This window comes from Zoogloea sp. (assembly GCF_023150065.1).
In the GTDB taxonomy this organism is placed as follows: Bacteria; Pseudomonadota; Gammaproteobacteria; order Burkholderiales; family Rhodocyclaceae; genus Zoogloea.
Genome location: NZ_JAKLLN010000195.1, coordinates 1 through 565, shown reverse-complemented (window position 1 = coordinate 565; position 565 = coordinate 1). Strand labels below are relative to the sequence as shown.

At 72.9% G+C, this 565-nt stretch carries 1 protein-coding gene; it reads left to right on the top strand.

The features are described 5' to 3' along the window. A partial coding sequence (locus L6Q67_RS24240) for a calcium-binding protein (RefSeq protein ID WP_296576287.1) occupies positions 1–565 on the top strand: 565 nt, incomplete at both ends.

The window sequence follows — 565 nt, the reverse complement described above, 5'->3', positions numbered from 1 at the left end:
GGCGGTGGCCCAGGGCGCCAAGAGCGGCGACGAGGAAGACAATCACCTTGCCGCCGACAGCGCCAACCAGCGCGTCTTCGGCTTCGCCGGCGCCGACCGCATCAGCCTCGGCCTCGCCGGCGCCGAAGGCTGGGGCGGGCTCGGCGACGACTGGATCAGCAACGGCGACGGCGAGCAGAAGCTCTACGGCGAAGACGGCGACGACGTCCTCGTCGCCAGCGGCGGCAATGACGAACTGTACGGCGGCATCGGCAACGACGCCCTCCAGGGCGGCGCCGACGACGACCTGCTCGAAGGCGGCGACGGTGCCGACTGGCTCGCCGCCGGCAGCGGCAGCGACGTGCTGCGCGGGGGCGAGGGCAGCGACTACCTGGAAGGCTCGTCGAGCTGGGCACCCTACCAGGGCAGCCTGCCGACGGTGCCCGATGGCGCCACCCTGATCGCCGCGGCCCCGCACTGGTGGATCGCCCGCGACGCGCAGAACAACCTGCTGCTCTCCAACTGGGGCGAGAACCCCCACTACGCGCCCGACGAAGGCGACGTGCTCGACGGCGGCGCCGGCAAC